This is a genomic window from Desulfuromonadales bacterium, from assembly GCA_035620395.1.
GTDB lineage: Bacteria > Desulfobacterota > Desulfuromonadia > Desulfuromonadales > DASPGW01 > DASPGW01.
The window spans coordinates 1-22,785 of record DASPGW010000054.1 but is presented as its reverse complement, the minus strand read 5'-3'; the positions used below and the strand labels follow the sequence as shown (position 1 = coordinate 22,785).

Annotated in this window: 25 protein-coding genes, 1 tRNA gene and 1 pseudogene; all 27 read right to left on the bottom strand. The window is 61.0% G+C overall.

What is annotated here, in order from left to right; translation table 11 throughout:
* Positions 1–487: YqaA family protein (locus VD811_03445; GenBank protein ID HXV20032.1), on the bottom strand; the 487-nt coding region annotated here is incomplete at its 3' end.
* Positions 484–1,140: a protein-L-isoaspartate(D-aspartate) O-methyltransferase gene (locus VD811_03440; protein HXV20031.1), complete on the bottom strand. Its 657-nt coding sequence runs from the start codon at positions 1,138–1,140 to the stop codon at positions 484–486. The genes VD811_03445 and VD811_03440, both read right to left, overlap by 4 nt.
* Entirely contained in the window at positions 1,137–1,925 is a 789-nt protein-coding gene (gene surE, locus VD811_03435) for a 5'/3'-nucleotidase SurE (GenBank protein HXV20030.1), read from the bottom strand. Before surE ends, VD811_03440 begins: the two co-directional genes overlap by 4 nt.
* A 34-nt stretch (positions 1,926–1,959) precedes the next feature.
* Positions 1,960–2,334: a MerR family transcriptional regulator gene (locus tag VD811_03430; protein ID HXV20029.1), complete on the bottom strand. Its 375-nt coding sequence runs from the start codon at positions 2,332–2,334 to the stop codon at positions 1,960–1,962.
* Positions 2,335–2,367: 33 nt separating this feature from the next.
* Complete coding sequence (locus VD811_03425; GenBank protein HXV20028.1) at positions 2,368–2,652, bottom strand: integration host factor subunit alpha; 285 nt, start codon at positions 2,650–2,652, stop codon at positions 2,368–2,370.
* Between the two features lie 83 nt (positions 2,653–2,735).
* The gene (gene pheT / locus VD811_03420) at positions 2,736–5,177 is read right to left on the bottom strand and encodes a phenylalanine--tRNA ligase subunit beta (GenBank protein HXV20027.1); all 2,442 of its coding nucleotides are present in this window, start codon (positions 5,175–5,177) and stop codon (positions 2,736–2,738) included.
* A 120-nt stretch (positions 5,178–5,297) separates the two neighbouring features.
* The gene (gene pheS, locus VD811_03415) at positions 5,298–6,314 is read right to left on the bottom strand and encodes a phenylalanine--tRNA ligase subunit alpha (protein ID HXV20026.1); all 1,017 of its coding nucleotides are present in this window, start codon (positions 6,312–6,314) and stop codon (positions 5,298–5,300) included.
* 120 nt (positions 6,315–6,434) lie between these two features.
* Positions 6,435–6,791 (bottom strand): 50S ribosomal protein L20, encoded by a 357-nt coding sequence (gene rplT, locus VD811_03410; protein HXV20025.1) that lies wholly within the window; start codon positions 6,789–6,791, stop codon positions 6,435–6,437.
* A 103-nt stretch (positions 6,792–6,894) separates the two neighbouring features.
* A complete protein-coding gene (gene rpmI, locus VD811_03405; GenBank protein HXV20024.1) occupies positions 6,895–7,092 on the bottom strand; it encodes a 50S ribosomal protein L35 in 198 nt (65 codons plus the stop codon).
* Positions 7,093–7,130: 38 nt separating this feature from the next.
* A complete protein-coding gene (gene infC / locus VD811_03400) occupies positions 7,131–7,676 on the bottom strand; it encodes a translation initiation factor IF-3 (protein ID HXV20023.1) in 546 nt (181 codons plus the stop codon).
* On the bottom strand, positions 7,658–9,574 hold the full coding sequence (thrS, locus tag VD811_03395; GenBank protein HXV20022.1) for a threonine--tRNA ligase: 1,917 nt from the start codon (positions 9,572–9,574) through the stop codon (positions 7,658–7,660). The genes infC and thrS overlap by 19 nt, the downstream gene beginning before the upstream one ends.
* A 70-nt stretch (positions 9,575–9,644) precedes the next feature.
* Positions 9,645–9,719 (bottom strand) — tRNA-Val (locus VD811_03390).
* 103 nt (positions 9,720–9,822) lie between these two features.
* The gene (gene recQ, locus VD811_03385; GenBank protein HXV20021.1) at positions 9,823–11,622 is read right to left on the bottom strand and encodes a DNA helicase RecQ; all 1,800 of its coding nucleotides are present in this window, start codon (positions 11,620–11,622) and stop codon (positions 9,823–9,825) included.
* 65 nt (positions 11,623–11,687) lie between these two features.
* Entirely contained in the window at positions 11,688–12,998 is a 1,311-nt protein-coding gene (locus VD811_03380) for a homoserine dehydrogenase (GenBank protein ID HXV20020.1), read from the bottom strand.
* Positions 12,999–13,058: 60 nt separating this feature from the next.
* Complete coding sequence (locus VD811_03375; protein HXV20019.1) at positions 13,059–13,526, bottom strand: M17 family peptidase N-terminal domain-containing protein; 468 nt, start codon at positions 13,524–13,526, stop codon at positions 13,059–13,061.
* Complete coding sequence (gene nusB / locus VD811_03370; protein ID HXV20018.1) at positions 13,526–13,993, bottom strand: transcription antitermination factor NusB; 468 nt, start codon at positions 13,991–13,993, stop codon at positions 13,526–13,528. The genes VD811_03375 and nusB overlap by 1 nt, the downstream gene beginning before the upstream one ends.
* A gap of 5 nt (positions 13,994–13,998) precedes the next feature.
* Positions 13,999–14,463 (bottom strand): 6,7-dimethyl-8-ribityllumazine synthase, encoded by a 465-nt coding sequence (ribE, locus tag VD811_03365; protein ID HXV20017.1) that lies wholly within the window; start codon positions 14,461–14,463, stop codon positions 13,999–14,001.
* Positions 14,464–14,537: 74 nt separating this feature from the next.
* A complete protein-coding gene (locus tag VD811_03360) occupies positions 14,538–15,743 on the bottom strand; it encodes a bifunctional 3,4-dihydroxy-2-butanone-4-phosphate synthase/GTP cyclohydrolase II (GenBank protein ID HXV20016.1) in 1,206 nt (401 codons plus the stop codon).
* A 32-nt stretch (positions 15,744–15,775) separates the two neighbouring features.
* Positions 15,776–16,423 carry a riboflavin synthase gene (locus VD811_03355; protein ID HXV20015.1) on the bottom strand — a complete coding sequence of 216 codons (648 nt, stop codon included), beginning with the start codon at positions 16,421–16,423 and terminating at the stop codon, positions 15,776–15,778.
* Positions 16,408–17,517: a bifunctional diaminohydroxyphosphoribosylaminopyrimidine deaminase/5-amino-6-(5-phosphoribosylamino)uracil reductase RibD gene (ribD, locus tag VD811_03350; protein ID HXV20014.1), complete on the bottom strand. Its 1,110-nt coding sequence runs from the start codon at positions 17,515–17,517 to the stop codon at positions 16,408–16,410. Before ribD ends, VD811_03355 begins: the two co-directional genes overlap by 16 nt.
* Positions 17,518–17,583: 66 nt before the next feature.
* A complete protein-coding gene (gene nrdR, locus VD811_03345) occupies positions 17,584–18,057 on the bottom strand; it encodes a transcriptional regulator NrdR (GenBank protein HXV20013.1) in 474 nt (157 codons plus the stop codon).
* Positions 18,054–18,530, bottom strand: coding sequence for a dCMP deaminase family protein (locus VD811_03340; protein HXV20012.1), 477 nt, complete (start codon positions 18,528–18,530; stop codon positions 18,054–18,056). Before VD811_03340 ends, nrdR begins: the two co-directional genes overlap by 4 nt.
* Positions 18,531–19,780 (bottom strand): annotated as a pseudogene (gene glyA, locus VD811_03335) (serine hydroxymethyltransferase).
* A gap of 96 nt (positions 19,781–19,876) precedes the next feature.
* Positions 19,877–20,332 (bottom strand): ribose 5-phosphate isomerase B, encoded by a 456-nt coding sequence (gene rpiB / locus VD811_03330; GenBank protein ID HXV20011.1) that lies wholly within the window; start codon positions 20,330–20,332, stop codon positions 19,877–19,879.
* Between the two features lie 10 nt (positions 20,333–20,342).
* The gene (gene fabF, locus VD811_03325) at positions 20,343–21,575 is read right to left on the bottom strand and encodes a beta-ketoacyl-ACP synthase II (GenBank protein HXV20010.1); all 1,233 of its coding nucleotides are present in this window, start codon (positions 21,573–21,575) and stop codon (positions 20,343–20,345) included.
* Between the two features lie 169 nt (positions 21,576–21,744).
* Positions 21,745–21,978, bottom strand: a complete 234-nt coding sequence (gene acpP, locus VD811_03320; GenBank protein ID HXV20009.1) for an acyl carrier protein — start codon at positions 21,976–21,978, stop codon at positions 21,745–21,747.
* Between the two features lie 56 nt (positions 21,979–22,034).
* Positions 22,035–22,772, bottom strand: coding sequence for a 3-oxoacyl-[acyl-carrier-protein] reductase (gene fabG / locus VD811_03315; protein HXV20008.1), 738 nt, complete (start codon positions 22,770–22,772; stop codon positions 22,035–22,037).
* Positions 22,773–22,785: the final 13 nt, after the last annotated feature.

The window sequence follows — 22,785 nt, the reverse complement described above, 5'->3', positions numbered from 1 at the left end:
GGTAGATCAGCGCGGCGACCAGGAAGAAACGCAGGCTGCGGCTGATCACGGAAGCCAGGACGAAAACGGGGAAATTGATGTGGAAAACGCCGGCGCCGATGGTAATCACCTTATAGGGAATAGGGGTAAACCCGGCGGTGAAGACCGTCCAGAAGTCGTAGGCGGCGAAGAGGTGCTGGACCCGGGAAAAGGCCGTTTCACTGAAGCCGGGGACATAGAGGTAGAAATAACCGGAGACCGCTTCCCACAAACCGCGGCCGATACCGTAACCGGCCACTCCGCCCAGCACCGAGCCGATTGAGCAGATCAACGCAAAACGGAAAGACCTGGTGGGGATGGCGATGCACAGGGCCAGCAGCAAAACATCGGGGGGGATCGGAAAAAAGGAGGACTCGGCGAAGGCCAGCAGAAAAAGGGCCGGAACTCCGTAAGGCGTTTCGGCCCAATGCAGTACCCAGTCGTAAAGACGACGCATCGCCCGCATCATCCGGCCTTCTCCTCCTCCCAGCCGAACCTGCCGACCAGGGGCACGAAGCGGCAGTCGAGAAGATCCTCCTCGGCATACTCCTTCTCCCCGACACGAACGACCCTTTTGAGCACCTGGGTGCCCAGAGTTCCCACCGGGATGACCAGCCTCCCGCCGACGGCCAGTTGCTCGCGGTATTGGGACGGAATCGAAGGCGCACCGGCCGTGATGATGATGGCGTCGAAGGGCGCCTCGTCTTCCCAGCCGCTGGTTCCGTCGCTGAGCCGGATATTGACGGTGCCGGCCCCGATGGCATCGAGCACCCGCCGGGCTCGCCGGGCCAGAGCCGGGAACCGCTCGACCGTATAGACCCGGGAGGCGATCCGGGCCAGGACAGCGGCCTGATAACCGGAGCCGGTACCGATCTCCAGCACCTTTTCCCCTCCCCGCAACTGTAGGGACTGGGTCATGAGCGCCACGGTAAAGGGCTGCGAAATCGTCTGTTTCTCGCCAATGGGCAAGGGGTAATCACTGTAGGCTTGCCCCTGCAGCGCCTCCTCGACGAAGAGATGCCGGGGAACCTGGCACATCGCCTCGATCACCAGCGGATCGGTGATGCCCCGCCCCTGAATGTGCCGCTCCACCATGCGCCGCCGGGCCGTGGCGAAATTCATCTTCCGTTCCCCTCTTCATGTTCAGCAGATGAACCGATACCCAGGTCGTCCAGCCGCCAGGAGGCCAGCGTTTCGAAGGAACGGTAATTGGTCAGATCCAGATGCAACGGGGTAACCGAAATGGCGCCGCCATGGACTGCGTGAAAATCGGTCCCCGGCACGTTTTCGAAACCCAGTTCCCCGCCGCCGATCCAGTAATAAAGACGCCCCCGCGGATCGGTCTTCGCCACGATCACGTCGCTGTAGTTGCGCTTTCCCTGTCGGGTCAACACCACGCCGGCGGGATTGCCAGGCGGCACGTTGACATTCAGGAAGGTATCGGGAGGCAAGCTGCGTTCAAATATCCGGCGGGCCAGACAGCGGGAGAATTCGGCGGCAACGGCGAAATCGGCAGTGGAGAAGGAACTCCCGACCAGGGAGACGGCGAAGGCGGGAACGCCCATGAGGGTTGCCTCCATGGCGGCGGAGACGGTCCCGGAATAGGTAATGTCGTCCCCCATGTTCCCCCCCTTGTTGATGCCCGAAACGACCAGGGATGGACGCTCGGCGAGGAGACCGTGGACGCCTAGGTTGACGCAGTCGGTCGGGGTACCGTCGACAGCAAAGAAACCGGGCCTGACTTCTTCGGCCCGCAGGGGGGAGTGAAGGGTCAGCGAATGGCCGGCGGCGCTTCTTTCTCGATCCGGAGCCACCACCACCACGCGGGCGATGCTGGTCAATCGTTCGGCGAGGGCCACCAGGCCGGGAGAATAGATGCCGTCGTCGTTGGTGACCAGAATCAGCAAGGGAGCCTCAAGGGGCAAGAATCTGGAATGGGGATTATTCCGATTCGGAAGTGACGTTCAACGACTTTCTGAGCCGCCGCAGATCGCGGCGCACCTCATCGAGAAGCAGGCGCTCAGGGCTGGGCATCAGAGGGAGAGTCAACTGGTCTTGCAGGACGGCAGCCGGGGGTTCGCGCAACTTTTTCTTCGCCCCGGCAATGGTGAAACCCTGGTTGTACAGGAGATCCTTGAGGCGCAGCACCAGTTCAACGTCCTTGCGGCGGTAAAGACGCTGCTGGCTCCGACTTTTGGCGGGACGAAAAGGTGCGAATTCCGATTCCCAATAACGCAGGACGTGAGGCTTGACGCCCGTCAATTCGGCTACTTCGCCGATCTTGAAATAGAGCTTGTCGGGAATCTCGACGTCCATAGGCTGCGCCGGGAACAGTCTGGAGAGGTCCGGCTACTCCTCCCCTCCGTTGATGGAGGACTTCAGAACCTGACTCGGTTTGAAGGTCAGTATCCGGCGAGAAGTAATCTCGATTTCATCTCCCGTCTGGGGGTTGCGGCCACGGCGGGTAGACTTTTCCTTGACCACAAAATTGCCGAAGCCGGCGATTTTTATCTTCTCACCCTGCTCCAGCGTTGTCTTGATCAACTCGAAGACCGTTTCGACAATTTCGGCGGATTCCTTTTTGGAAAAACCGGTCTTCAGGTACACATTCTCGATCAAGTCCGCCTTCGTCATATGTCCTCCACCTCACTGAATTGTAAAGGTCCTTGAATTTACGGGTTTTTATAACACAGGAAGTTACGGTAATCAACGCTTTTTTAACGGATTTCTGCGCCGAGGCTTTTGCAGAGCGTTTCGATGATCCGGCCATGGAGGACGCCGATCTCCTCATCGGTCAGGGTTTTCTCCGCCGAACGATAACGAATCCGGATCGCCAGGCTCTTCTTGCCGGCAGGAATCCCCTTGCCGCGATAAAGATCGAAGAGAACGACATCCTCCACCTCTTTCGCCTTCACACGCCCCAGCAGGTCGAACACCTGCCGGGCACTCACCTCTTCATCGAGCAGCAGGGCGGTGTCCCGGTAAACGTCAGGGAAACGCGAAGGCGAGCAGAAGCTGCGGCGCAGACCGCCCTCGGCAAAAAACGCCTGGAGGTCGAGATCGAGCAGATAGACCGGGCATTCGATATCGAAGTTCCCGAGAACCTCGGGATGGACCTCACCGATGGTGCCCAGTACGGCCTTTCCGGAGGTCAGGGTGCACGACTTGCCGGGATGGAGAAAGGGCTCGCTCAGCGAGGAATCCCAACTGATGCGGTCAATCCGGAAGCGCTCAAGCAACGCCTCCAGGACGCCTTTAAGATCGAAGAAATCGACGGCTTCGTTCCCCTGCGCCCACCCTTCAGGTGCACGGCGGCCGCAGATGACGGCGGTCAGCCGGAGGCGCTCCTGCGGCAACTCTTCGCCGGCCTGCGGCAGGAAAACCGGCCGAAGTTCGAAAAGCCGCAGGTCACGACTGCGATAAGCCAGGTTGCGCGAGACGGTTTCCAGCAGGCTGGGCACCAGCGTAGTCCGCATCACCGACTGCTCTTCGGTGAGAGGGTTAAGTACCTTGACCGTCTCCCGTCGCGAATCGTCGCCCGGCAGGGCAATCTTGTCCCAGGCGGACGGAGTGGTGAAAGAATAGTTGATCACTTCGGAAAAACCGGCAGCGACCATGGCATCGCGCAACTGCCGGGCATGCCGCTGCCGGTTTCCCGGACGATGGCAGACGATGCGGCCGGCAGGCATGGTGACCGGGATTTTGTCATAGCCGTTAAGGCGGGCGACTTCTTCGATGAGATCGATCTCCCGCTCGAGATCGGGCCGAAACGCGGGGATGGAAACGTAAAGTGTCGCCTCCCGGTGCTCGGCAAACTCGGCCGCCAGACCGATGGACTGCAGCAGGCGCCGGATTTCCAGGATGTCGAGTTCAAGCCCGAGAATTTCCGCCGTCTTGCGAGCGGAAATGGCGAGTCGACGCTCGACAAGGGGCTGCGGGTAGACATCGATGCGACCTTTCGCCGCCGTGCCGCCGGCTACTTCGAGGATAAGCGAAGCGGCCCGGTCAAGGGCCACGGGGACCATGTTCACATCCGCCCCACGCTCGAAACGGTGCGACGATTCGGTATGCAGACCGAGACGCTTGCTGCTGCGACGAATGCTCGTCGGGTTGAAGTAGGCGCTCTCCAGCAGGATGTCGACGGTATCCGGCCGAATTTCCGAATTCTCTCCGCCCATGATGCCGGCCAGGGCCACCGGACCTTCGGCATCGCAGATCACCAGATCGCGATCATCGAGGGGCCGCGACTGCCCGTCGAGAGTCGTGAACGTCTCCCCCTTCCCGGCTCGCTTGACGACAATGCAGCCGCCGCGCAGCAGACCGAAGTCGAAGGCGTGAAGCGGATGCCCCAACTCCATCAGCACATAGTTCGTGACATCGACGACATTGTTGATGGAGCGCATGCCGACCGCTTCCAGGCGGCTCACCAGCCAGTCGGGGGACGGACCGATAGTGACGCCACGGATCAGCCGGGCAGCGTACCGCGGGCAAAGCCCGGGCTCGGTGACCGTGATGGAGGTCTGGCTGGCGATGGCCGGGCCCGTTTCGGCAACCTGCCCAGCGGGCAGACGCAGAGGGTTGCCGGCCATGGCGGAAACTTCGCGGGCCACGCCGACGACGCTGAGGCAGTCGGGACGGTTAGGCGTCAGACCAAGTTCGAAACGGACATCCTTGAGACCGAGAGCCGCAAAAACCGGCTGACCAAGGGAAAGCCCCGCAGACAGGATCATGATCCCCGCCGACTCCTCGGCGAGGCCAAGTTCCTTTTCCGAGCAGAGCATGCCCATCGATTCGACGCCGCGGATCTTCGATTTTTTGATCTTGAAATCACCTGGCAGAACAGAACCGACCTGCGCCAGGGCGACCAGATCGCCGGCCCGGTGATTGGAGGCGCCGCAGACGACCTGGACCGTCTCGCTGCCGGTGTCGACCCGGCAGAGGGTGAGGCGCTCGGCATCGGGATGGCGGTCGACCGAAACCAGGCGGGCGACGATGACAGAGTCGAGGCCTTCACCGAGCTTCTCCATGGCGTCGACTTCGAGGCCGGTCATGGTCAGCCGATGGGCAAGATCTTCCGGCGAAAAGTTGAAATCAACAAATTCTTTCAGCCAGTTGTAGGTGACGATCATGTTGGAAACCCTTTGGGAGTCGGAATTCATGGTCTCGTAAAATGCCAGAGCATTTCCCACAGAGGACACAGAGAAAACCTTGAAAACTAAAGGCCTTATCTCTGTGTTTTCGGTGCCCTCCGTGGTGCATCTTGACTTATTACGATTTCATCAGAACTGCCGCAAGAAGCGCAGGTCGTTTTCGAAGAAGAGGCGCAGGTCATTGACCCCGTACTTGAGCATGGCGATCCGTTCCAGCCCCATGCCGAAGGCAAAACCACTATAGACTTCCGGGTCGTAATTGACGGCCCGGAAGACTTCGGGATCGATCATTCCGCTGCCCAGGATTTCGAGCCAGCCCGAATTCTTGCAGACCCGGCAACCAGCGCCGCCACAGATGACGCACTGGATATCGACCTCGGCGGAAGGTTCGGTGAAAGGGAAAAACGAGGGGCGGAAACGAACCCCGACGTTTTTGCCGAACATCTGCGTGACAAAAGTGGTGAGAATCCCCTTGAGGTCTCCGAAGGTGACATGGCGATCGACAAGAAACCCTTCAATCTGGTGAAACATCGGGCTATGGGTGATGTCGGAGTCGCGGCGGTACACCGTACCGGGAGCAATCACCCGCACCGGCGGCGCCTGGCGCAGCATGGTGCGAATCTGTACCGGGGAGGTATGCGTCCGCAGCACGACATCGTCGCTGATGTAGAACGTATCCTGCATGTCCCTCGCCGGGTGATCCTTGGGCATGTTGAGGGCCTCGAAATTGTAGAAATCTTTTTCTACTTCCGGTCCTTCCTCGATGCCGAACCCGAGGGAGGTAAATATTTCGCTGATCTCTTCGGCCACCAGCGTGATCGGATGCCGGGTACCAACAAAAAAACTGCGGCCGGGTAGCGTGACATCGATACGTTCACTGGCCAGCCGGCGGGCGATCTCGGCTTCGCGGATGCTCTGCAGGCGCAAGGCAAAGAGCGCTTCCAGCTCTTCCTTGACCCGGTTGGCCAGGGCGCCGAGGACCGGGCGATCCTCCGGGGAGAGCCGGCCCATCTCCTTCATGATGGTGGTCAACTCCCCCTTCTTGCCAAGAAATCTCACCCGCACATCCTGCAGGGCGTTCTCCGAATTGGCCTCGGTCATGGCGGCGCCTGCCGCCAGCAACATCTCTTCCAGTCTATCCTTCATGGCTTTCCTGCCTCGAGCTGTATAAACACTGAAAGAAGCCGCAGCTTCCATCGATTCAAAAATTTCCGCAAAAAAAAAGAGATGAGGCAGGCCCTCATCTCTTTTTCCTCGTCCGCAGTCTTACTGCAGCTGGGCCTTGGCCTTTTCGACCACCGCACTGAAGCCGGCAGGGTCGGCAACGGCCAGCTGGGCCAGGATTTTGCGGTCCAGCCCGATCTCGGCCTTTTTCAGACCGAACACCAGGCGGCTGTAAGAAAGCCCGTTGTCACGCGATGCGGCATTGATTCGGGCAATCCAGAGCGCCCGGAAATCCCGTTTCTTGACCTTGCGGTCGCGAAAAGCGTAGTTCAGCGCCCGGTCCACCGCCTCGGTGGCACTGCGGAACAGCTTGCTGCGGGCACCACGGAAACCTTTGGCCAGCTTCAGGACCTTGTTTCTTCTGCGTCTCGCTTTGAATCCTCTTTTTGCTCTCGGCATGGGTTACTCCTTCTTGCTGGTAATGGGCGGGACATCCCGCCGCCGGATCTGAAGGGGGAGACATTTCCCCTCAGTTCACGGACTTAGGCCGAGCCGCTGACCCTTAAAGGTAGGGGATCAGACGGCTGATATTCTTTTCATCGACTGCGGCGACCAGAGTCGACTGACGCAGATCGCGTTTGCGCTTGGTGGTTTTCTTGGTCAGAATGTGGCTGGTAAAAGCCTTGTTGCGGCGGATTTTGCCGGTGCCGGTTTTGCGAAAACGCTTGGCGGCGCCGCGATTGGTTTTAATCTTGGGCATGCCCCATCTCCTTATGGCTTAGTTTTGAATCAAACGGTTTATTTCTTCAGCGGTGCAATAACCATGGTCATAAACCGACCGGCCATGCTCGGCAACGATTCGGCCTGCGCAATATCCTTCAATTCTTCGGTGACCTTTACCAGTAGCCTGCGGCCAAACTCGGGATGCGTCACTTCACGCCCGCGGAACATGACGGTCACCTTGACCTTGTTCCCCTCTTCCAGAAAACGCCTGGCGTTCCGGACCTTGACCTGGAAATCGTGCTCCTCGGTCTTGGGACGCATCTTGACTTCCTTGAGCTCGACCTTCGCCGTCTTCTTTTTCGCCTCGGCCGCCCGCTTGCTCTGCTGATACTTGTATTTGCCGTAATCCATGATCCGGCAGACCGGGGGATCGGCATTGGGCGAAACTTCAACGAGGTCGAGGCCGCGTTGCTCGGCTGCGGCCAGGGCGTCGCTGATGCTCAGGACGCCGAGCTGTGTCCCCTCATCGTCGACGACACGAACTTCCCGGGCCCGGATGGCGCGATTGATGTTGGTTTCTGGCTTAGCTATGGTGCCACCTCCTAATGAAATTGCCGGCACTCGTCCTGAACAAAACGGACGAAGTCGGCGGGACTCATCGAGTCAAGGGTATTGCCGGAACGATGGCGAGGTGAAACGGCTCCGCTCTCCATCTCCCGGTCCCCGATAACAAGCATGTAGGGGACCTTCTCCAGTTGGGCCTCACGGATCTTGAAGCCGAGCTTCTCGTTCCGCAAATCCTTCTGGACACGAATCCCCTCAGCCCGCAGGGTCTGGAAGACCTGCTCGGCATAATCGGCCTGATTGTCGGTCACATTGAGGACAACGGCCTGAACCGGAGAAATCCAGAGAGGGAAGTTGCCGGCAAAGTGCTCGATCAGAACACCGATGAAGCGCTCGATGGCTCCGAGGATGACCCGGTGCACCATGACCGGACGGTGTTTCTCGCCGTCACTTCCCACATAGGTGAGATCAAAACGCTCGGGGAGCGTAAAATCGCACTGGATTGTAGCACACTGCCAACGCCTGTCAAGGGCGTCCTTGAGCTTGATATCGATCTTCGGCCCGTAGAAGGCCCCGTCTCCCTCATTGATCTCGAAGGGGACGCCGGAATCACGCAGGGCATTCATCAGAGCGTTGGTCGCCCGCTCCCAATCCTCGTCGCTGCCGATCGACTTCTCCGGGCGGGTGGAGATCTCCATCTCATATTCGAAACCGAAGATCGCCATCACGTCCTGAACGAATTTGAGTACGCCCTTGATCTCGCCGTCGAGCTGTTCCGGCGCACACAGGATATGGGCATCGTCCTGAGTGAAGCCCCGAACCCGCAGCAGACCGTGCAGCACGCCGGATTTCTCGTGGCGATGCACCGTGCCGAGCTCGAAAAAGCGCAGGGGCAGATCGCGGTAGGAGCGCATCTTCGACTTGTAGATCAGCATGTGGGCGAGGCAGTTCATCGGTTTGATGCCGTAGCTCTGCTCCTCGACCTCGGTGAAGTACATGTTGTCACGGTAATTGTCGTAGTGCCCCGAGATCTTCCAGAGGTCGGTGCGCAGAATCTGCGGCCCCATGACGATATCGTAGCCGCGCTTGAGATGCTCGCGGCGCTCGAAATCCTCCAGGAGGGTTCGCAGCAGCGCCCCCTTCGGGTGCCAGATGACGAGTCCGGCGCCGGCATCTTCGTTGAAGGAGAAGAGGTCGAGCTCTCTTCCCAGCTTGCGATGGTCGCGCTTTTTCGCCTCTTCCAGCTTGAGCAGGTAGCTCTTGAGCTCTTTGCGGTCCGCAAAAGCCGTCGCGTAAATGCGCTGCAGCATGGCGTTTTTTTCATCGCCACGCCAGTAAGCGCCGGCCACGCTGGTCAACTTGAAGGCCTTGAGCTGGCCGGTGGAGGGGAGATGCGGGCCGCGGCAGAGATCGACAAAATCCCCCTGACGGTAAAGCGACACCGTCTCGTTGGGCAACGATTCGATGAGCTGCACCTTGTAAGTTTCGCCCATGTCCCGAAAAAGCTGGATCGCGCTGTCGCGGCTCAGCTCTTCACGGACGATGGGGAGATTGGCCGTCGCGAGTTCGGTCATCTTCGCTTCGATGACATCGAACTCCTCCGGAGTGAAAGTGTGCTTTTCGCTGTAGAAATCGTAGTAGAAACCGTTTTCGATCGCCGGACCGATGGTCACCTGCACATCCTGGCCATAGAGGCTCTTGACCGCATGCGCCATCAGGTGGGCAGCGGAGTGGCGCAGGACCTCCAGCCCGTCCCTGGTGGCCGAGGTCACGAGTTCGAGACGGACATCTGTTTCGATCCGGTGGTTGAGGTCGACCAGCTGTCCGTCGACACGGGCGGCAACGGACTGCCGCGCCAGGCCCTCGCTGATGCTGCGGGCCACGTCGAGCGGCGTACTCCCCGCAGGGAGTTCTTTGAGTGAGCCGTCTGGCAGTTCTACGCGAATCTGAGTCATGGCCATCTCCGCGAATGAAAAGAGGCATCCGGAGATGCCTCGATCGGTACGAGCGGATGTCGGTTTTAATTGGTAGGCACGGGCGGGATTGAACCGCCGACCCCTACCGTGTCAAGGTAGTGCTCTCCCACTGAGCTACGTGCCTACATCCGAAACGCCGACAACTTTTACCAAAAGACCCCAAGTGATGTCAAGAACATTTATGGGGCTTGGTTTTTTTTGTCGCGACAGCCCGTCCCTGCCCCCCCTTACTCACCGCGGTGCCGCAGAATTTCAGCCAGGAACTCCGCTCCGTATCGCTCGCACTTGTGCCGGCCAACCCCGTTGACCTGCAGCAGCGCTTCCTCGCAGGTGGGGCGGCAGGCGGCCATCTCGGCCAGCGTGGCATCGCCGAAGACCACAAAGGGAGGCACGCCTGCCGCATCGGCGAGACGCTTGCGCAAAATCCGCAGCGACTGAAACAACTCCTCGTCGTAATCGTGCTGCCCCGGTCGCTTTCGCGCCGCCTTTTTCAGCGGCTTCGCCTTGACCCGCGGCCGAGCCAGGGTAAGACGTTCCTCGCCGCGCAGCAGCGGCCGGGCTGCGGGCGTCAGGCGCAGCACCGAATAGCTGGCCACATCCTGCTCCAGGTAGCCCCGATGCACCAGTTGCCGGATGAGACTCCCCCAGGCCTCGGCGCTCTGCCCGGCGCCGATACCGTAAGTGGAAAGCCGTTCGTGGCCCAGTTGACGGATGCGCTCGCTGTCGACTCCGCGCAGTACATCGATGACATGCCCCATGCCGAAGCGCTGGCCGACCCGGAAGACGCAGGACAGGGCTTTCTGCGCGGCTTCCGTGGCGTCGTAGGTCTGGGGCGGATTGAGGCAGATGTCGCAGTTGCCGCAGTCCTCCTCGAGTTTCTCCCCGAAGTAGCCGAGCAGTACGCGCCGGCGGCAGGTCAATGGCTCGGCGAACCCGATGATCGCCTGCAGCTTGTGCAACTCGATGCGATTCTGCTCGGGGTTTCCGCCCTGCATGATCAGGCCGCGGACAATGGCGATGTCACCATAGCCGAAGAGCAGGAGCGCCTCGGCCGCCAGGCCGTCACGGCCGGCCCGGCCGGTCTCCTGGTAGTAGCTTTCGATGTTTTTTGGCAGGTCGTAGTGCACCACGAAGCGCACGTTGGGTTTGTCGATCCCCATGCCGAAGGCTACGGTCGCCACCACCACCTGGAGATCGTCACGCTGGAAGGCCTCCTGAACCCGGCGGCGTTCGGCATCGGGAAGGCCGGCGTGATAGGGAGCGGCGGCGACCCCGGCGGCGGCCAGGCGCGCCGCCACCTCTTCGACCCGCTTGCGCGAGAGGGCGTAGACGATTCCCGCTTCATCGACATGGTCGGCAAGAAAAGCACTGAGCTGAGCAAAGGGCTTCTGCTTGTCGACAACCGTGTAGCGGATGTTCGGCCGGTCGAAGCCGGCGATGAACGAACGGGCGCGCATCAGGCCGAGCCGGGCGCGTATGTCGTCGCGCGTCTGCGGGTCGGCGGTGGCCGTGAGGGCAATCATCGGCACCTGCGGAAAAAGCTGCCGCAGGCGGCCGAGTTGAACGTACTCCGGCCGGAAGTCATGCCCCCACTGGGAGACGCAGTGCGCCTCATCGACCGCAAAGAGGGCAATGGACAGAGTCGCCAGTCGGGCCAGAAAGTCCTCGCCCAGCAGCCGCTCAGGAGCGATGTAGAGCAGGTCGAGCTCCCCCCGGTGCAAGGCAGCCAGCACCCCCCTCGACTCGGCGGCTCCCAGCGAGGAGTTGTAGCAGGCCGCGCGTACGCCGTTGGCGCGGAGCGCATCGACCTGGTCCTTCATCAGCGAGATAAGCGGCGAAACGACGATCGCGGTGCCCGGCCGGTGCAGCGCCGGTATCTGGTAACAGAGCGACTTGCCGCCGCCGGTCGGCATCAGGACAAAGACATCCTCGCCCCGGACCAGAGTCGCAACGATCTCCTCCTGGTGGGGGCGAAAGGCGCTGTAGCCGAAGACGGTGCGCAGGGTTTCGGTAAAATTTCGTTCCATCGGCTTCCTGCTAAAAAAAAGAGGCGCCTGCATGCGGGCGCCTCTTCCATCGGCCTGACTTGCGGTTACTCCAGCTCGCTTTCGATGCGAATGAAGCGGCTCTTTTCCCGCACCACGGCGAGATTGTCGATCTCCTCCAGCGCCCGTCGGATGTCGGCTTCCCTGGCCTCGTGCGTCATGATGACGATCGGCACGGCACCACCGACCTGTCGTTCCGGCTGAATCATCGAGGCGATGCTGATATCGTACTTGCCGAGGCTGCCGGCAATCTGGGCGAGAACCCCCGGCTGGTCGACCGTCGCAAAACGCAGGTAGTACTGGCTGACGATGTCGTCCATCGCCTTGATCGGCAGATCCCGGACGCATTCGGGGAGATACGCCATGGCCGGGGTACGGGCGCCGGCGCCGGCGAGCAGATTGCGGGCGATTGCCATCACATCACCCATGACGGCACTGGCGGTGGCCTCCATGCCGGCGCCCCGCCCGTAGAGCATCACCGGCCCGACGAAATCCCCCACCAGGCGCACCGCATTGAAGACGCCATCGACGTCGGCCAACGGGTAGTTGATCGGGATCATGGTGGGGTGGACACGGGCCTCCACGCGGCCGCCCGACTCCTTGCTGATCGCCAGCAGCTTGATTTTGTAGCCGAACTGCCGGGCAAACTGGATATCGAGAGCGGAAATGCCGCTGATGCCTTCGGTATGGATGTCGTCGAACTTCACCCGGGTACCGAAGCAGAGGGAGATGAGAATGGCCAATTTGTGAGCGGTGTCGATCCCCTCGACGTCGAAAGTCGGGTCGGCCTCGGCATAGCCATGCGCCTGGGCGTCCCGGAGGACTTCGGCAAAGTCATGCCCCTCGTTGGTCATCCTGGTGAGGATGTAGTTGCAGGTGCCGTTCAGGATGCCGAAGACACTGCGGAAGTTGTTCGCACAGAGATTCTCCTTGATGGCGGAGATGATGGGGATGCCTCCCCCCACCGCCGCCTCGAACATAACGGAAACGCCCCTGACGGCCGCGGCGGCCAGTATCTCTTCGCCGTGCAGGGCCAGCAGGGCCTTGTTGGCCGTCACCACATGCTTGCCGCTCTCGATCGCTTTCAGGACGAAGGTGCGGGCCGGCTCATAGCCGCCGATCAACTCGACGACGACCTTGATCTCGGGGGAATCGAGAATTTCATTGACGTCCGCAGTGAGAACGCCGCCTTCGAGACTTACGCCCCGGTCGGTCGTGATGTCCAGATCAGCGATCTTTGCGAGCTGCAGGCGGGCACCGAGCCTCTCCTCGATCACCCTGGCGTTGTGCTGGAAAACCTTGACCACGCCGGTACCGATGGTACCGAAGCCAATCAGACCTACCTTGATTTCGTTCATGGCATCCCCTTGCATAAGTTCAGGCCGGACCCTGGCAGGTCCCGCCGAAAAGCGCACCGCCTAAACAAGGCGGACGGTATCATCGACAATATTGAGCAGACAATCGAGGTTTCCCGGCGCCATCTCGTCCAGGATAGCGCGAACCATTTTCTGCAGCCCGACGGCGTTCATCCCGGCAAGCAGCTCCAGACCCAGGGCAATACGGGAAAAACCGGCCAGGCGACAGGTCGCCAGAAGATGGCGCAGCAGCTCGCGGCAGTCTTCCATCCCCAGCCCCCGGCGTCTGCCGCCGCCGACGAAGAGGGCCCAGCCGGCAGCAATTTTGCCGTTGCTGCGCACCAGCAGGTGGTCACCGGTACAACCGGAAACTTTTCCCTGCAGCAACTGTTCGGTCAACTTTCCGTTCAACCGCCAGTCGAGAAGGGCCGCAGAGCCAGTCGGGGGGCGGTCGTCGAGAAAAAACAGTGCCACCGCCACCTCCCCTTCAACACGGTCTACCGGATTGTCCAGGAGGTGCAATTGCATCATCAGGGGGCTTGCCTGTGAACACGGGAGATCTTGTCGAGAATGCCATTGACGAAGGCCGGCGTATCCTTGGTGCCGAAACGCTTGCCGATTTCGATCGCCTCATTGATGACGACGCTGGTCGGGGTCTCCGGGCTGAACAGCAACTCGTAGGTGGCCATGCGCAACAGCGACAAATCGACGCGGGCCATGCGGTCGAGTGCCCAGTTGGTGGAGTGCTCTTCGATCACCTGGTCGATCTTTTCCAGGTGTTCGGCCACCCCCAGAATCAGCTCTTCGGCAAACCGGCGCACCTCGACCGGCAGAGGGCCTTCGGCCACCTCGATCGGTTCGCCGAGAATGTCATTCTGGAAACGGAAATTCTGCCAGAAATCGGCCAGGATCGCCTCGACCGGCTCTTCCTGGTCCTGCAGACTGTAAATGATCTTGAGTGCGAACTCGCGCCCCTGCCGACGGATTCCCTTGGTCATGGAAATCAGAGCGCCTTGAACAGGTTGACCATCTCGATGGCGCTGACGGCAGCATCAAAACCCTTGTTGCCGGCCTTGCTCCCGGCCCTCTCGATGGCCTGCTCGATGTTGTCGGTGGTCAGCACGCCAAAAGTGACCGGAACACCCGAATCGAGGCTGACGGCCGCAATTCCCTTGGAGACCTCGGCACTGACGTAATCGAAATGCGGCGTAGCGCCGCGTATCACGGCACCCAGACAGATGACGGCATCGTAACGGGCGGTCGCGACCATCTTCTTTGCCGTCATGGGGATTTCGTAGGCGCCGGGAACACGGACGATCTGCACGCTTTCGGCCTCGGCTCCATGCCGCACCAGGGCATCCATGGCGCCGTCGACCAGACGGTCGGAAATAAAACTGTTGAAGCGGCTCACGACGATGCCGAACCTGAACCCCCTGGCATCGAGCTTGCCTTCAATGATCTTGGTCATTTCAAACCCCCTTGCGCTGTTCTTCATTCATGGCTGCGGGAAACAGGGCAGGAAAGCACCCGGGCCCTTCCTCATCAAAGGTTTTCCAGCAGATGCCCCATCTTCTCGCGTTTGGTCTTGAGATACTTGATGTTGGCGCCGGTGGCCGCTACCTGGATCGGCACCCGCTCGACGATTTCCAGGCCATACCCTTCGAGGCCAACGATCTTCTTGGGGTTGTTGGTCATCAGGCGGATCTTGCGCACGCCGATTTCGGTCAGGATCTGGGCACCGATGCCGTAATCGCGCAGGTCCGCCTTGAAGCCGAGGACCTCATTGGCCTCTACCGTATCATGCCCCTTGTCCTGCAGGGCATAGGCCTTGAGTTTGTTGATCAGGCCGATGCCGCGCCCCTCCTGGCGCATGTATAGAATAACCCCACTTCCCTCGCTGGCAATCTGCGTCATGGCGGCGTGAAGCTGGTCACCGCAGTCGCAGCGCTGGGAACCGAAGACGTCGCCGGTCAGACACTCGGAGTGCACCCGCACCAGCACCGGCTGCTCGGGGTCAATCTCGCCCTTGACCAGCGCCAGATGCTGGGCACGATCGACGTCGTTTTCATAGGCGATGGCCTGGAAGTCGCCGCCGAAAGGGGTCGGCAGGGTCGTCTCGGCAGACCTCCGCACCAGCAGCTCCTTGCGCATCCGGTAGGCGACCAGGTCGGCGATGGTGACCACCTTCAGATCGTGCTTGCGGGCGAACTCCCTGAGCTGCGGCATCCGCGCCATGGTGCCGTCGTCGTTCATGATCTCGCAGATGACGCCGGCCGGTTTCAGTCCCGCCAGGCGGGCGAGATCAACCGATCCTTCGGTCTGGCCGGCGCGCACCAGCACCCCGCCCTTCTTGGCGCGCAGCGGGAAAACATGGCCGGGACGAGCCAGATCCAACGCCGTTGTCTCGTCGGCGATGGCCACCTGGATCGTCCGCGCCCGGTCGGCGGCGGAGATGCCGGTCGAGACTCCCCGACGCGCCTCGATGGAAACGGTAAAGGCGGTGCCGAAGGAAGAGGTATTCTCACGCACCATCAGCGGCAGTTCGAGGTAATCGGCCCGCGCCTCGGTGATGGAGAGGCAGATCAGCCCCCGCCCTTCCTTGGCCATAAAGTTGATGGCTTCCGGGGTCACCAGTTCGGCGGCCATGGCCAGGTCCCCTTCGTTTTCCCGGTCCTCATCATCGACCAGGATCACCATTTTCCCCTGGCGGATGTCTTCAATGGCGGCTTCAATCTTGGCTATCGGCATCAGATTCGTCCTTTTTAAGGCCTGCAACTATGTCACAGAAAACCGTGCTTGGCAAGAAAATCGAGGCTGAGGGCACCCGTCGGCCGAGCCTCCGCTACGCCGAGGAGACGAGCGATGTAGCGGGCGATGAGATCGGTCTCGACATTCACGCGATCACCGCTTTTCTTCTCCTGCAACGTCGTCATCGCCAGCGTATGCGGAATGACGGCAACGGCAAAGGTCTCGTCCGTCACGGCATTGACCGTCAGGCTGATGCCGTCAATGGCAACCGAGCCTTTTTCCGCAACGAAGCGATTGACCGCAGCGGGCAGGCGGAAGGTAAAACGGATGGCATTGCGGTCCTGGAGTCGTTCGCTGATGGTGGCGATCGCGTCGATATGCCCGCTGACCAGGTGGCCACCGAGACGATCGCTGAGACGCAGGGCGCGCTCCAGGTTGACCCGGCTGCCGGCGGCAAGCTCGCCCAGGGTTGAACGATCAAGGGTTTCGGGGGAAACATCGGCGGTGAAACTGCCATTGCCGATGGCGACCACCGTCAGACAGATACCGTTGACGGCGACGCTGTCGCCCAGATGGAGTTCCGTCGCCGGGATGGCCGTCCCGACGGTCAGGCGCACCAGATTGCTTTCCCGGCGCAGTTCCCGCACCGTTCCCAGATCTTCAATCAGGCCGGTGAACATTCGCGCACCTCCCCTTCGATAAGTGTATCGTCGCCAAACCTCCGGACCCGGATCCCGGTGAGCTTCAGGGCGTCGACGAGGCGCTCCGCGCCGCGGCCGGCGAATATCCCCGGAGCCTCGCCGCTGCCGAGCAGCAGCGGTGCGATGAAAATCATGACCCGATCGATGAGGCCGGCCCGCAGGGCCGCCGCATTCAGAATGTTCCCCCCCTCGAGGAGAATGCTCTGGATGCCGGATGCACCGAGTTGGCGCATGAGGTCGCGCAAATCCACCCCGCCCTCGCCGGCGGCGGTGACCACAACTTGCGCTCCGCGGGCCTCGAGACGGGCGATCTTCTCCGCGGGAGCGGCGTGTGTCGTGGCAATGATCGTCGGCGCCGACGATTGGACACCGAGAATGGCCGCCGATTCCGGAATTCGCAGCCCTGAGTCAACGACGATGCGGGCCGCATCCCGGCCGCCTTCCGGCAACCGCGTGGTCAGCAACGGGTCATCCCGCAGCAGCGTTCCGATGCCGACCATGACAGCATCCATACGATCGCGCAACTGGTGCACCCGGATACGGCTCTCGGTACCGGTGATCCAGCGGGAATCCCCAGTAACCGTGGCCGTGCGGCCGTCGAGTGTCATTGCGGATTTGAGGACGACAAAAGGAAGACCGGTAGTGATGTGTTTGGCGAAGGGGGCGATCAGCCGCCGGCACTCGGCCTCCAGAACGCCGGCGCAAACCTCGACGCCGCTCGCCTGCAGGCGTGCGATGCCACGGCCGGCAACCCGGGGGTTGGGATCGACGGTGCCGATGCAGACCCGGCGAATGCCCGCAGCCAGAACGGCTTCGGCGCATGGTCCGGTCCGGCCGTGATGGGAGCAGGGTTCGAGGGTGACGAAGAGTTCGGCGCCGCGCGCCTTTTCTCCGGCCTGGCGCAGGGCGAAGATTTCGGCATGCGGTTCACCGGCTTGCGGATGATACCCTTCACCGACCACTTCGTCGCCGCAAACGATGACCGCGCCAACCGCCGGGTTGGGGCGGGTACGCCCTTCACCCAGGCGCGCCAGTTCGAGGGCGCGCCTCATGAAACGCTCATCCCGGGACATGTGATATGTCAGGCTCCAGGCTTGCGATGATGGGTCATCACCGACCGCGGCGACGACTCTGCGATTTCAACCCTTGGATTCGGCCCGGTCCCTGGCCAGAAGGTCCTTGAGTTCCGACATGAACTCATTGATATCCTTGAACTGCCGATAGACCGAGGCGAAGCGGACGTAGGCCACTTCATCCAGCCCGTGCAGCGCCTCCATCACCGCCTCGCCGATACGGCTCGATTCGATTTCCTTCTCCCCTGATTCCTGCAGGGAGAGCTCGAGGCGGTCGACCATTTTTTCGATGGTGGCAATGGAGACCGGCCGTTTTTCGCAGGCGCGCTGCATCCCGGCGATGATCTTCTGCCGGTCGAAGGGTTCGCGGCGACCATCCTTCTTGATCACCAGGGGAAGGGTTTCCTCGATCCGCTCGTAGGTGGTAAAGCGGCGTTCACAGTCGAAACATTCCCGGCGCCGGCGGATGTTGTTCCCTTCCTTGCCGAGACGGGAATCGATCACCTTGGTGTCGGCGAAACCGCAAAACGGGCATTTCATGTCGGTTCTCCCGTCACTCTGCCCATGACCGCATCGTAGGCGAGCATTTCGATGCCTGACTCATCCAGCATCTCCGCAGCCAGGGCGTCAGGATAGCCTTCCAGGTAGACAATGCGCCTGATGCCGGCATTGATGATCATCTTGGAGCAGATGACACAGGGAGAGTGCGTCGTATAAAGAGTGCTCTCGGCGATGTTTGTCCCGTGCTTGGCGGCCTGGATAATAGCATTCTGCTCGGCATGCAGCCCGCGGCAGAGTTCATGCCGTTCGCCGGAAGGGACACCCAGTCTCTGCCGCAGACAGCCGACCTCGGAGCAGTGAGTGATCCCGGAAGGCGTCCCGTTGTAGCCGGTGGCCAGGATGTTCTTCTCCTTGACCACCACCGCCCCCACCTGGCGGCGCAGGCAGGTCGAGCGCCTGGCCACCAGTCGGGCGATTTCCATGAAGTACTCTTCCCAGGACGGCCGGTTCATCTAGACCAGGCGATGGGCGTAGAGGGGGAACTGCCGGCAGAGTTCGCCGACCTCGGTGCGGATAACCGCCAATTCCTTCCCGTTATCAATGTTCTCCAGAGCACGGGCGATCCAGCCGGCGATGGTCTCCATCTGCGCCTCCTTGAGCCCGCGAGTCGTGGTGGCGGGGGTGCCGATGCGGATGCCGCTGGTGACAAAGGGGGAGCGTGTATCGAAGGGAACGGCGTTCTTGTTCACCGTGATCCCGGCCTTTTCCAGAGTCTCCTCGGCCACCTTGCCGGTGATCTCGGTGCCGGTGAAGTCGAGCAGCATGAGATGGTTGTCGGTCCCGCCGGAAACCAGCCGGAAACCGCGCTTCGTCAGTCCCTCGGCAAGCGTTTTCGCGTTCTTCACCACCTGCGATGCGTAGTCCTTGAACTCCGGTGCAAGGGCCTCCTTGAAGGACACCGCCTTGGCGGCGATCACGTGCATCAGCGGACCGCCCTGGATGCCCGGAAAGATGTTGCTGTTGAGCTTCTTGGCGAACTCCTCTCGGCAAAGGATCATCCCGCCGCGGGGCCCGCGCAGGGTCTTGTGGGTCGTGGTGGTGACGAACTCGGCGTGCGGCACCGGGCTCGGGTGGACGCCTGCCGCCACCAGTCCGGCGATGTGAGCCATGTCGACCATCACCAGGGCGCCGACCTTGTCGGCAATCGTCCGGAAAGCGGTGAAATCGATGGTCCGGGGGTAGGCGCTGGCACCGACCACGATCAGTTTGGGCCGATGTTCATGGGCCAGGCGTTCGACCTCTTCATAATCGATCGTCCCGGTCTCCTTTTTGACGCCGTAAGGAACGATATTGAAGAGCTTGCCGGAAAATTGACCGGGGAGCCGTGCGTCAGGTGGCCACCGTGGGCAAGGTTCATGCCGAGGACGGTATCGCCGGGCTGGCAGACGGAGAAATATACTGCCATATTGGCCTGGGAGCCGGAATGCGGCTGCACATTGGCGTGTTCCGCCCCGAACAGCTCCCGGGCGCGGTCGATGGCCAGTTGCTCGGCCACATCGACGAACTCGCAACCGCCGTAATACCGCTTGCCGGGGTAGCCCTCGGCATATTTGTTGGTCAGAACCGACCCCTGCGCCTCGAGAACACGCTCGCTGACAAAATTCTCCGAAGCAATAAATTCCAGGCTGTATTCCTGACGTTCAGTCTCCCGACGAATGGCCTGGGCGATTTCCGGGTCGAACGTTGCAAGCAAATCAGACATGTTCGTCAATCCTCCGAAAACTAGAGCGGTTATATGAAATTGCGGCTTAAAAATGAAAAGGCAGGCCCGAGGCCTGCCCTTCCGACTCGGGAAAATTCAGATCCGACCCGCCCGAATATCCTCTTCGATCTGGGCGATCTTATCAAGGCGGCGCTGGTGCCGTCCACCCTCGAAAACCGCATCGAGCCAGATACCGACCATGCAGCAGGATTCTTCGGGAGTGAGGATCCGGCCCCCCATGACGAGGATGTTGGCATTGTTGTGCTCTTTGGACATCCGGGCAGTGAACTCGTCGGTTACCAGGGCCGCCCGGACGCCGGGAAACTTGTTGGCGACAATCGACATGCCGATGCCCGTGCCGCAGATCAGGATCCCCTTTTCGGCCTCGCCGCGGGCAACGGCACGGGCAGCTTTTTCGCCGAAGTCGGGGTAATCGACCGAATCAGCGTTCAGGGTTCCCAGGTCGCGGACGGCGATTCCACGTCCCTTGAGAAATCCCTTGACGGCCTCCTTAAGGTCCAGGCCGCCGTGATCGCTGGCAATGATATACATGCTATCCCCCTCAGACCTTCTTGAAGATCAAGGTCGCGTTGGTGCCACCAAAACCGAGGGAATTGCTCATGGCGACCTTGACGACCGCCTGGCGCGCTTCGTTGGGTACGTAGTCGAGGTCGCAGTCGGGATCGGGCTCCTGGTAGTTGATGGTGGGGGGCACCGCACCGCGGTCCATGGCCAGCAGGGAAAAGACCGCCTCGATACCGCCGGCGGCGCCGAGGGCGTGGCCAGTCATGCTCTTGGTCGAGCTGATCATCACCTTGCGCGCATGGTCGCCGAGGGCCGACTTGATCGCCAGGGTTTCGAAGTAGTCGTTAAAGGGGGTCGAGGTGCCGTGGGCATTGATGTAGTCGACCTCTTCCGGCGCGATGCCGCCGTTTTTGAGGGCCATCTTCATGCAGCGGGCAGCACCCTCCCCTTCGGGAGCCGGAGCGGTCAGATGGTAGGCATCGCCGGTGAGGCCGTAACCGGCCACCTCGGCATAAATCCTGGCGCCGCGTTTCTTGGCCGCTTCGTATTCTTCGAGGATTACGATACCGGCGCCTTCAGACATGACGAAACCGTCACGTCCCTTGTCAAAGGGGCGGCTGGCGCCCTGCGGGTCGTCGTTGCGGGTGGAGAGCGCCTTCATGACATTGAAGCCACCGACGCCCAGGCGGGTGATGGTCGCCTCGCAGCCACCGGCGATCATGGCATCGGCATCCCCGCGCGCGATCATGTGGTAAGCATCGCCGATGGAATGGGTGCCGGTTGCGCAGGCGGAAACCGAAGAGACATTGGGACCCTTGGCGCCGTACTTGATGGAGATCTGGCCCGGCGCCAGGTTGATGATCAGCATCGGGATGAAGAAGGGTGAAATCTTCTTGTAGCCACCCTCCAGCATCGCCTCGTGGTATCGCTCGATGGCCGGCAGACCGCCAAGGCCGGCACCGACCAGAACCCCTACCCGCTCCGCATTCTCCTCGGTGATCTCAAAGCCCGAGTCTTTCATGGCAAGATCAGCAGCCCCGACGGCGTACTGAATGAAGAGATCCATCTTCTTGATCTCTTTCTTGTCGATGAAATCTTCCGCGTTGAAGTCCTTGACTTCCCCGGCAATCTGGGTGGGAAATTCGGAAGCATCGAAACGCGTAATGCGGTCAATGCCGGAACGGCCTGCCATAAGGGCAGCCCAGTTCTTGTCCACACCGGTACCTAGGGCGGAAACAACGCCGACACCCGTCACGACGACTCTACGCATGGTGATATGTTTCCTCCGTGAGCAAACTCTGGTCTAGATCAGGAAACCTGCAGCCGGCTTCCGGGGCGAAGAGAGCTACGCCGCTGCCGCTAAAGCAACCGACGGAGACAGCATAAAGCCAAACAATAAGGGAGGAGGAGGCTGTCACCTCCTCCTCCCCGTCGAACGATCAGGAATGCTCGTTGATGTAATCAACAGCATCCTGCACGGTCTGGATCTTCTCGGCATCCTCGTCGGAGATTTCGATATCGAACTCCTCCTCCAGCGCCATCACCAGTTCGACCGTGTCGAGAGAGTCGGCACCGAGGTCCTCCATGAAAGATGCCTCGTTGGTCACCTGGTCCTCGTCAACGCCAAGCTGCTCAGCCACAATCTGTTTCACTCTTTCAGCAATCGAAGCCATTTGCTTCACCTCCTTTGTTTTGATGCGAGCCGATCTTCGATCGGGCAGGTTTCATGTTACATGTACATGCCGCCGTTTACGCCGAGAACCTGACCGGTCACATAACCGGCCCCGTCCGAGGCGAGAAACAGGACAGCGTGGGCGATATCTTCTGCATCTCCCAGACGTCCGAGCGGAATCTGGGCAGCCAGTTCTTCCCGCGTTTTTTCCGGAAGAGCTTCGGTCATGTCGGTGACGATGAACCCGGGAGTCACGGCATTGACGGTCACGTTGCGCCGCGCCAGTTCACGAGCCACCGACTTGGTCAGGCCGAGCAGACCGGCCTTGCTGGCACAATAGTTGACCTGCCCGGCATTCCCCATCTCCCCGACAACGGAAGAAATGTTGATGATTCTCCCGTAGCGCTGCTTGCTCATTACCTTGGCGGCGGCCCGGGTGCAGAGAAACGCCCCCTTGAGGTTGACATTGAGCACGGCATCCCAGTCCTCGTCCTTCATCCGCAGCAGCAGACCATCGCGGGTGATCCCGGCATTGTTGACGAGGATGTCGAGGCGCCCGTAAGCGGCGACGGCCGCATCGACCAGGCGGTCGGCATCAGCCGTGACAGCGACATCGCCAGCCACGGCAATGGCTTCCCCACCCTTTTCCCTGATTTCCGCCACCAGTTTTTCCAGTTCAGCGGCATTGCGCGCCGAGGCAACGATCTTCGCACCTTCACCGGCGAGAGCCAAGGCAATACTGCGCCCGATCCCGCGGGAAGCTCCGGTAATGGCGGCGACCTTGTCTTTCATCATAAAGGATACCCCT

Excerpts from the sequence above, each read along its gene's own strand:
- VD811_03340 (HXV20012.1), bottom strand. The coding sequence starts at position 18,530 with ATGAACCGGCCGTCCTGGGAAGAGTACTTCATGGAAATCGCCCGACTG.
- rpmI (HXV20024.1), bottom strand. The coding sequence starts at position 7,092 with ATGCCCAAGATTAAAACCAATCGCGGCGCCGCCAAGCGTTTTCGCAAA.
- fabF (HXV20010.1), bottom strand. The coding sequence starts at position 21,575 with ATGCGTAGAGTCGTCGTGACGGGTGTCGGCGTTGTTTCCGCCCTAGGT.
- recQ (HXV20021.1), bottom strand. The coding sequence starts at position 11,622 with ATGGAACGAAATTTTACCGAAACCCTGCGCACCGTCTTCGGCTACAGC.
- VD811_03375 (HXV20019.1), bottom strand. The coding sequence starts at position 13,526 with ATGATGCAATTGCACCTCCTGGACAATCCGGTAGACCGTGTTGAAGGG.
- ribE (HXV20017.1), bottom strand. The coding sequence starts at position 14,463 with ATGACCAAGATCATTGAAGGCAAGCTCGATGCCAGGGGGTTCAGGTTC.
- VD811_03360 (HXV20016.1), bottom strand. The coding sequence starts at position 15,743 with ATGCCGATAGCCAAGATTGAAGCCGCCATTGAAGACATCCGCCAGGGG.
- thrS (HXV20022.1), bottom strand. The coding sequence starts at position 9,574 with ATGACTCAGATTCGCGTAGAACTGCCAGACGGCTCACTCAAAGAACTC.
- nusB (HXV20018.1), bottom strand. The coding sequence starts at position 13,993 with ATGACCAAGGGAATCCGTCGGCAGGGGCGCGAGTTCGCACTCAAGATC.
- acpP (HXV20009.1), bottom strand. The coding sequence starts at position 21,978 with ATGGCTTCGATTGCTGAAAGAGTGAAACAGATTGTGGCTGAGCAGCTT.
- ribD (HXV20014.1), bottom strand. The coding sequence starts at position 17,517 with ATGTCCCGGGATGAGCGTTTCATGAGGCGCGCCCTCGAACTGGCGCGC.
- nrdR (HXV20013.1), bottom strand. The coding sequence starts at position 18,057 with ATGAAATGCCCGTTTTGCGGTTTCGCCGACACCAAGGTGATCGATTCC.
- rplT (HXV20025.1), bottom strand. The coding sequence starts at position 6,791 with ATGCCGAGAGCAAAAAGAGGATTCAAAGCGAGACGCAGAAGAAACAAG.
- VD811_03440 (HXV20031.1), bottom strand. The coding sequence starts at position 1,140 with ATGAATTTCGCCACGGCCCGGCGGCGCATGGTGGAGCGGCACATTCAG.
- rpiB (HXV20011.1), bottom strand. The coding sequence starts at position 20,332 with ATGTATATCATTGCCAGCGATCACGGCGGCCTGGACCTTAAGGAGGCC.
- VD811_03380 (HXV20020.1), bottom strand. The coding sequence starts at position 12,998 with ATGAACGAAATCAAGGTAGGTCTGATTGGCTTCGGTACCATCGGTACC.
- VD811_03425 (HXV20028.1), bottom strand. The coding sequence starts at position 2,652 with ATGACGAAGGCGGACTTGATCGAGAATGTGTACCTGAAGACCGGTTTT.
- pheS (HXV20026.1), bottom strand. The coding sequence starts at position 6,314 with ATGAAGGATAGACTGGAAGAGATGTTGCTGGCGGCAGGCGCCGCCATG.
- fabG (HXV20008.1), bottom strand. The coding sequence starts at position 22,772 with ATGATGAAAGACAAGGTCGCCGCCATTACCGGAGCTTCCCGCGGGATC.
- VD811_03430 (HXV20029.1), bottom strand. The coding sequence starts at position 2,334 with ATGGACGTCGAGATTCCCGACAAGCTCTATTTCAAGATCGGCGAAGTA.
- VD811_03355 (HXV20015.1), bottom strand. The coding sequence starts at position 16,423 with ATGTTCACCGGCCTGATTGAAGATCTGGGAACGGTGCGGGAACTGCGC.
- pheT (HXV20027.1), bottom strand. The coding sequence starts at position 5,177 with ATGAATTCCGACTCCCAAAGGGTTTCCAACATGATCGTCACCTACAAC.